The sequence below is a fragment of the Candidatus Hydrogenedens sp. genome, from assembly GCA_035361075.1.
Classification (GTDB): Bacteria; Hydrogenedentota; Hydrogenedentia; order Hydrogenedentales; family Hydrogenedentaceae; genus Hydrogenedens.
The window spans coordinates 13,149-21,583 of record DAOSBX010000050.1 but is presented as its reverse complement, the minus strand read 5'-3'; the positions used below and the strand labels follow the sequence as shown (position 1 = coordinate 21,583).

General features: G+C 42.0%; 6 protein-coding genes and 1 tRNA gene. 5 read left to right on the top strand and 2 right to left on the bottom strand.

Annotated features, from left to right (window positions below; genetic code table 11):
* On the bottom strand, positions 1-1,318 hold a 1,318-nt coding region (locus tag PLJ10_12295), incomplete at its 3' end, for an alpha-L-fucosidase (protein ID HOK10422.1).
* Positions 1,319-1,343: 25 nt separating this feature from the next.
* A complete protein-coding gene (locus PLJ10_12290) occupies positions 1,344-3,710 on the bottom strand; it encodes an alpha-L-arabinofuranosidase C-terminal domain-containing protein (protein HOK10421.1) in 2,367 nt (788 codons plus the stop codon).
* A gap of 12 nt (positions 3,711-3,722) precedes the next feature.
* Here PLJ10_12290 and PLJ10_12285 point away from each other — a divergent pair, with 12 nt between their 5' ends.
* The 5 genes from PLJ10_12285 (at position 3,723) to PLJ10_12265 (ending at position 8,177) form a co-directional block, all read left to right on the top strand.
* A complete protein-coding gene (locus PLJ10_12285) occupies positions 3,723-3,938 on the top strand; it encodes a hypothetical protein (protein ID HOK10420.1) in 216 nt (71 codons plus the stop codon).
* Between the two features lie 11 nt (positions 3,939-3,949).
* Positions 3,950-4,027 (top strand) — tRNA-Pro (locus PLJ10_12280).
* 75 nt (positions 4,028-4,102) lie between these two features.
* Positions 4,103-4,675: a four helix bundle suffix domain-containing protein gene (locus PLJ10_12275; protein ID HOK10419.1), complete on the top strand. Its 573-nt coding sequence runs from the start codon at positions 4,103-4,105 to the stop codon at positions 4,673-4,675.
* Positions 4,635-4,778, top strand: a complete 144-nt coding sequence (locus PLJ10_12270; protein HOK10418.1) for a hypothetical protein — start codon at positions 4,635-4,637, stop codon at positions 4,776-4,778. The genes PLJ10_12275 and PLJ10_12270 overlap by 41 nt, the downstream gene beginning before the upstream one ends.
* Before the next feature lie 21 nt (positions 4,779-4,799).
* On the top strand, positions 4,800-8,177 hold the full coding sequence (locus tag PLJ10_12265) for a helicase-related protein (GenBank protein HOK10417.1): 3,378 nt from the start codon (positions 4,800-4,802) through the stop codon (positions 8,175-8,177).
* Positions 8,178-8,435 lie beyond the last annotated feature (258 nt).

Below are 8,435 nucleotides of genomic sequence, written 5' to 3'. Positions count from 1 at the left end.
AAAACTCGCACTTAAATACCCAGGCGTGTTGGCATGGGATTTGGGCAGGGGAGACGCAAGGTGTAGTTATAACTATTTGCCCGTATTGGTCTTCCGCATTTACCGGAATGTCTGTGCCGAGTAAACTTACTTTGGGCACGGTCTGGAACTCGGCTGGTTTGGGGATGGTCCATGTCTCAGGGGGCCATTTCAACGCTATGGCATATATTGCATTCCCTTTGCGTGTGAAACGGAAATTCTCCATCTTCGGTGCATCCTTCCACACATCGGAACCGTAGATGGCTTCCCCATTCACCTCGAGCCACTTACCCATCTCGAGCAGTCGTTCCTCCATTATCTCCGGGATGCGTCCATCTGCGGATGGACCTATGTCCAATAGTAGGTTACCACCCCGTGAGACATTATCTATAAGCAGGTGAAGCAATTCCGCGGTGCTACGGTAATTTTCCGCCGTCTCATTTCGGTTATAACCAAATGACCGACCCATCCCCTGACACTCTTCAAACAGTCCCTTTTCCATCAACGGACCCTCGGGGATATGTCCATACTCAGGGGTCGCAAATCCTCCATGTATATTGCGACAATCTTTGCCCCAGCGGTCATTTACAACAATATCCTTTGGTGCGGGCGATTCATTAAACAGCCAGGCTAAAAATTCCGTGCTCCGCCAGACAGAACTCGGGTAATCCCACTCCCCATCAGGCCAGAACACATCCGGTTGATAGCGAATAATTAAGTCTTTCATCTGCGGTAACATATGTTCCTCTACATAACGATGTACATCCTGTTTATACAGCGGGTTGAACCATTCATATAATGAGTAGTAAAACCCTGCTTTAAGTCCAGCATTCTTTACTGCACTGATGAGCTCGCCTGCGAGGTCCCGATGCGGTCCGATGTCCATCGCATTCCAGTTCCAACTTTGAACACTGGGCCACATACAAAAACCATCGTGATGTTTGGATGTCAAAACGACATATTTCGCACCTGAGCGTTTAAATACATCTGCCCAGTGGTTGGGGTCGTATAATTCCGCTTTGAACATCGGGGCAAAATCCTGATACTGGAATTTTTCGCCATATTTCTCAACATGGAATTTCCATGTGGCACCCTCTTTATTTTGCATGTGATTCCAATACCATTCCGAATAGGTTTCCTTGGGTGCCCATGACGGGACAGAATAGACTCCCCAGTGTACAAAAATACCAAATTTGGCATCTTCAAACCATTGCGGATTAGGTCGCTGGTCCAATGATTCCCATGTGGGCTCATAAGCAGTGGCAATAGCGGTCGCAATAACAAAGGATGTTAATAACATAAGATATGCTCCTATCGTTTAAAATTTATTTTACTTTTAATTCTGTGATAACAATGCTAAATGGTGGAATTTCCATTTCAGGGAAGGCTTTCTTATTGATTTTTTCTTCCTTCAGCCAGACGCCAGGTTCAGTATCAGGCAGGTTAATGGACATTGGCTCTTTGCCCGTGAGTATCCATGCGGTTTTCGGTGGTGTCACTTCCTTGCCTGCTACGCCTACATGGACATTAATTGCCCTATCCATGGGGTTTACCACAGAGAGAGTTAATATCCCCTCTTGCTCATCTTTCCAGGCAGAGAAAACATCAATTGGTACCATAGATACTCCTGCCTGATTGCTATCCGATAGCGGTTTTACCTCGACAGCCACAGGCACAGAACCAAAACGCTGACGGTACAGCATCAGGGTAAGCCCTGTCGTATCAAAGAAAGCACTCGTTTTGGTAGTTTTAATGGCAGATATTACATTTACAGTCTGGGCATAGTTTGCCATGGTTATTACATCGCTGTTGCGGAAGAATTCATGTAAGCCAATAGCCACACCTAACGCATCTTTCAGGTGGTAAACACAGCCAAGTTCGCCATAGACATGGTCTCCATACCAGTAGTTCCATTCGTCCATTGCAATGGGGACAAATTTTTCCTTTAACGCAGGTATCGTTTCTAAATAACCTTTATGATTTTTTACTTTGGCTTTTATTCTCTCGGCTAACTGGTAAACATGTTCAAATACATCCTTCTTTTCTCCACAATAAAAATGCTCGCTTATGTAGTCCATATTTTCTGCACAATTCTCTAACATCTTCTGGCTCCAGATACCCATGTTTTCACCGACACCAACGAGTTTGATGGTAGGGTCAACTGCCTTCATGGCTTGTGCAAACTCATTATGACGCTTGACATAATCATCTACAGGCACATGACCTAACTGCCATTCGCCATACATTTCATTGCCAACACCCCAGTAGGTAATTTTATAGGGTTCGGGATGTCCATTATCGGCACGCCATTTGCCCATCGGTGTATCTGATGAGCCATTAGCGTATTCGACCATATCGCGAGCTAACTGCACATCACCCAGACCTGTGTTGACCACTGCTAAGGGTTCCGTTCCTATTTCACGACAGAACTGCATAAACTCGTCCATCCCGAAATCGTTTGTGTCAATACCGCCCCAGGCGGGGTTTTTGCGTGTTGGGCGTTTGTCCGGGTCGCCGATACCGTCCTTCCAGTTATATCCACTGACGAAATTACCGCCGGGCCAGCGATAAATAGGAGAATTGAGTTGTTTTAGCAGGGCGAGTGTATCCGCTCTCATCCCTTTGATGTTGTCGCCGGGCATGAGTGAGACCGCACCGATGAACAGGTTACCCTGCCCTGTGGCGAGAATAGCGAATTGGGCAGGTTTGCCGTCTTTATCCACTTTGAGTTTGAATGCGTATTTCTGATAATCCTGCGAAATGTTTTGTATAATTGCGGGTTCGCATAGAAGTGTGTCGCCGGAACGCAATAAAACCTTAACTGTGATGTCGGGGTGTGTGGATTTCAATATGACCCTACCGACATATTCTTTTCCTGCAATGACTTCCAAATTATCCTGTATCAGACCACGTTCTCGATGGGGATTGAGGAGGATGACAGGGGTGTACCAACTGGTGTAGGGATGAATCTGGTCTATGAATAGCATCATATCTGACGGATGTAATTTCCAGGGAGAGTCGGTAGTGTTGATTAAATAGAAGAATTTGCGGTCTTCGAGCATTTCTGACCAGATACCGCCATAAATACAGCGACCTAAATGTTCAATAAACTGACCGTAAATAAATGGGTGTATGGGGGTGCCTTTCTGAGATGGGTCAATGTTTATTTGCATATCACCCATCACCATATCTGATATTTTTTCTAATTTGATATCATCATATATTGCAGTTCCTTTTGCCAATCCCCAACCCCCGAAGAGGCAATTCACCATTATTCGTGTTTGAGAACCGACAAAGAATGTAGATTCAACATATTTCCAATCGTTTGTGCCGGATAATGAGGTTGTGCGAGCACCATCAATTCCGTGAATGTTGAGTAAAGCACCCGCACCGTTTTCTAATTGAATGTTATCTGTTTTAATCCAGCCGGAGAGTTTGTATTGGGCAAATGGGGAGACATCTACTTCTTTGAACCAGGATAAGTCCCCGCCTTCGGAAGATGAAATCTGGACTGCGTTGCCGGTTTTCCCCGGGACAGGATATTGAAAATCGCCTTTGCCCTGCCAGACCTTTGTTTGCCAGCCGTCAGGAGCGGTTGACCCCTGTTCGAAGGCTTCTTCAAGGACGATTTGTGCAAAACAGAGGGGAGCCAAAAGGATAAACATTACGAAAATGATTGAGTTTGGTTTCATATTTGTTTCTCCGTGTTTAGGTTCAATAATTGTTATCGCAAAAAAGGAGAGATAAATGCAAATAAAGTTGGGGGGAGAGTCGGACGGGTCGGACGAGTCGGACACATCGGACAAGTCAGACGAGTCAGACACGTCGGACAAGTCAGACGAGTCGGACACGTCGGACAAGTCAGACGGGTTGGACGGGGTGATGGTGAAATTGCTATTTTAGGAGTGGAAGAGGTATAATAGTATGGTTTCGGGGCGTAGCGCAGTCCGGCTAGCGCACTTGGTTTGGGTCCAAGGGGTCGCCGGTTCAAATCCGGCCGCCCCGACCATGAATTTAAAGGGTCGGACAAGTCGGACGAGTCAGACAAGTCGGACAAAATAACACAAAAGAGAAAGGAAGGATTATGTCTGATGGGAGGTTAATTCCTCCACATGGGGGCTATCGGAGATTGCGGAGTTTTCAAGTAGCGCAGGAGATATATGATGCGACGGTATTGTTTTGTGAGCGGTTCATTGATAAGAAATCAAGAACACATGACCAGATGATTCAGGCGAGCAGGAGTGGAGTTCAAAATATTGCAGAAGGGAGTATGGCGTCTGCGACATCAAAGAAGATGGAGATTAAGTTGACAGGTGTGGCAAAGGCAAGTTTGGAGGAGTTGTTGCGGGATTATGAGGATTATTTGAGACAGCATGGGTTGAGACAATGGGGCAAGGATTCGCCGGAGGCACGAAGGATAAGGGAGATGTATAAGTCGGACAGGTCGGACGAGTCGGACACGTCGGACATTTATGGGATAAGGACAGCGTCGGCAGAGGTTGCGGGAAATACGGTGATTTGTTTGATTCATCAGGCGACATATTTGTTGAGGAAGCAGTTAGAACGGTTGGAGCGGGAGTTTTTGGAGAAGGGTGGTTTTACGGAGCGGATGTATCATGAACGGAAACGTTGGCGAGATAGAGAGAAGAAAGAGTAGAGTCGGACCAGTCGGACGAGTCGGACAGGACAGACAAACAAAAAAACGGACGGGGCGGAGGGGATTGAATGAATTGGACAAAGTAGATTATCTGGATAGATAATATAAGAAGGAGGAAGTAAATATGGAAAATATTTTAGAAAAGTTAAAAAAAGGAACTGTTATTTCTGATCCGTTTTTACCTGAACCTATGAAAATAGACACATGTGAATGTATAATAGGTGGTTATATCCAAATGACAGGGGTATTAATTAAAAGTAAAAAATATAAAAATTTAACACTAAGAGAAGATGATTTAAATAAATTAACGATTCTTCCCTCATGTGGGACATTCTCTAAACCCGCTCAGGAGGTTTTTCTTTCGTTAGAAACGATTCGGTATCGTTATGCTTCGTTGTATGACCCGTTGCTTGCGGTGCATGTATCCAAAGTGGACCCCTTGCCTCACCAAATTGATGCGGTATATAACTATGTTTTGAAGTTATTGCGTATTCGTTTTTTGATTGCAGATGATCCGGGAGCTGGAAAAACGATTATGGCGGGATTGATTATTAAAGAACTGAAACTACGTAGTTTAATTAAAAGAATTTTAATAGTTGTCCCTGGACATCTGAAAGACCAGTGGAAACGGGAGATGAAGGACCGATTTGAGGAAGATTTTGAAATTATAGATCGGAGTCGTTTTGATGAGGGATATCGTGTAAATATCTGGGAAAAGTATAATCAATGTATAACTTCGATTGATTTTGCCAAGCAAAATGATGTGAAGCAGACATTATCCAGTACAAATTTTGACTTTATCATTGTTGATGAAGCTCACAAACTTAGTGCTTATCGTTATGGACAGAAAACAGAAAAATCGGAAAGGTATAAATTAGGGGAGGTATTGTCTAATTGCACGGAACATCTTTTATTCCTTACGGCTACACCGCATAAAGGAGATGCGGATAATTTTCGTCTATTTTTAGACCTGTTAGAACCTGGATTTTTTGCCACAAATCAAATGATGATAGAGTCCATTAAGGCAGGGAATAATCCTCTTTTTATTCGTAGAATTAAGGAAGATTTGAGAGATTTTGATGGCAGACCCCTATTTACACCGCGGAATGTAAGAACGATTCCATACGATTTGGGGAGAGAGTCTCCGGCTGAAAAAATTTTGTATAACGACTTATCAAAATATGTTGAGAAACAGTATAAACAGCTCAAAGATGATGAGAAGAAAAAGAATGTTGCATTTGCACTTGTCATTCTTCAGCGTCGTTTTGCCTCGAGTATGTATGCCCTCTTAGAGTCTTTAAAACGGAGAAAGAACCGGTTAAAAGAATATTTAAACCAACCTGAACCCGAAAAAGAAGAGAAGAGAGAATATATCACAGATATTGATGAAATTGAAGATCTTTCCGAACAAGAACGATGGAAAGAAGAAGAAAAATGGGAAACAGTAAGCAGTTCCAGAAATAAAGAAGAATTGGAAGGAGAAATCAAACAAATAGATAATTTTATTCTGCGGGCGGAAGAAATCATTAAAGGAGAAAACGAAATAAAATTAAAACGATTGAGAGAATCTATAGAAGAACTGAGTAAGAACATTGAAGACCCTGTAAAAAGGAAAATACTTATTTTCACGGAATCCCGAGATACCCTTGAATATCTTGCCGGAAAGATTCAACAATGGGGTTTTCGAGTGAATACAATTCATGGTGGTATGAATTTAGAAGAACGGATTGATGCAGAAAATACTTTCAGGAATAAGACAGACATTTTAATAGCCACAGAAGCGGCGGGTGAAGGTATTAATTTACAGTTTTGTAATTTGATGATTAATTATGATATTCCGTGGAATCCGAATCGGTTAGAACAACGTATGGGGCGAATTCATCGTTATGGACAGAGTCGCGAGGTGTATGTTCACAATTTTGTTGCGATAGATACACGAGAAGGAAGTGTGTTAAACCGTATTCTTGAAAAATTAGAAGAGATTCGTAGTGCTCTTGGTTCAGATAAGGTATATGATGTTATTGGTGAATTTATAGAAAGCAAGAAAGTAGCGGAGGCATTAACAGATGCTGCATTGAATGCCCGGGATATTAATGAGATTCTTGAAGGAACCATTCCTGAAATTAATGAAGAGTTTATTTCCCAAGTTAAGGAGAACATTTTTTCGGATACGCTTGTAACCAAACATATAAACTTTACCTCAATAAAGGAGTTATCCCAAAAAGCCAAAGAAAATCGGTTAATACCGGAATATACAGAACTGTATTTTAAGAAGGTATATAGTTATTTAAAAGGGACTATGAAGAAAATAGGTGAAAAAATCTATTCTATAGAATCGGTTCCTTATGAACTACGAAGGATTGCAGAAGATGAGAAATTTCGTAAACGTTTTGGGTTGGTTCAGAATAAATATAAACGAGTTACCTTCGATAAGGAAGTGGCGCTAAGGGACTCAACGGTTGAATTTTTATCATTTGGACATCCCTTGTTTGAGGCGGTCCAACAATGGATAGAAAACACATTAATGGATAATCTTGCGGAAGGAGCTGTTTTTTATGATCCGGACGGAAAACTGGATGGATATATTATCTTTTATGAAGGTGAAATTGAGGATGGAACAGGGGCTACCGCAGGAAAACGGCTTTTTTCATTTTATACAGATGGAGCAAACATTAAACCTATTCCACCGTCTATCCTTTGGGACTTAGAGCAAGAAAATCAACCTATATCGGAGTCATCTTTATCCGTAGAGGAAATAGAGAATAAGGTATTACGCACCGCTTTGCAGGCGCTGGAAGAATATAAGAACGAATTGCTTCAGGAACGGAATCGGCAGGCAGAAATTAAGAAGAACTATGGGGTGAAATCATTAGAATATTTCATTGATAAATTAGATGAGGACCTAATAAAATTAGAAAAACGGAAAGATAACGGTGAAAATGTGGAACTGGTAATAAACAATACTAAGGAGAAGAAGAGACGATACGAACACCAAAAAGAGGAGTTACGTAAACAGATTCAAAAAGAGACATCCCTATCTATGGAGACTCCTCGTCTTTTATCGGTTGTTCGAGTAATGCCCTATCAAAAACGAGAAGGGAAGAAACCCATTATTGTAAGTGAAGAGATAGAAGCAATAGGTATGCATGTCGCAATGGAATATGAACGGAAGCAGGGGAGGAATCCTGAGGATGTTTCTGAACAGAATTTAGGGTTTGATATTCGTTCTGTGAAATATGATGAGAATGGGGAATCTATTGGGATACGGTATATAGAGGTTAAAACGCGTGCGGATAAAGGGGATGTTATTATTACGCAGAATGAATGGCTACATGCACAACGATTTAAAGATGATTATTATTTGTATATTGTGTTTAACGCATCTACAAATCCTGAATTGAAGATTGTTCGGAATCCTGCGGACAATATGCAACCTGAAGAAAAAGTGGTTAGATATATTGTGAGGATGGAAGAAATAGAGAGGTCGGGAAAGGTTGAGTAGGTCGGGAACAAGAATGCTTCCGCTATAACGCTTTTTATACGGGAGCAAGGATGCTCCCGCTACACTGGATGCGTGTATTATTAGTATTATGATATGGTAAAGTATGTTTACTTTATAATAAGTTGATTATCTGGAGGAGGATTTATGACAAGTAAACGGTTTATTGAAGAGTCGTTTCCGGTAAAGGAAGTGGGTATAGAAAGTGCTAAGGAAAAAAATATCCGACATGGACATATCAGTACTTTGCATATATGGTGG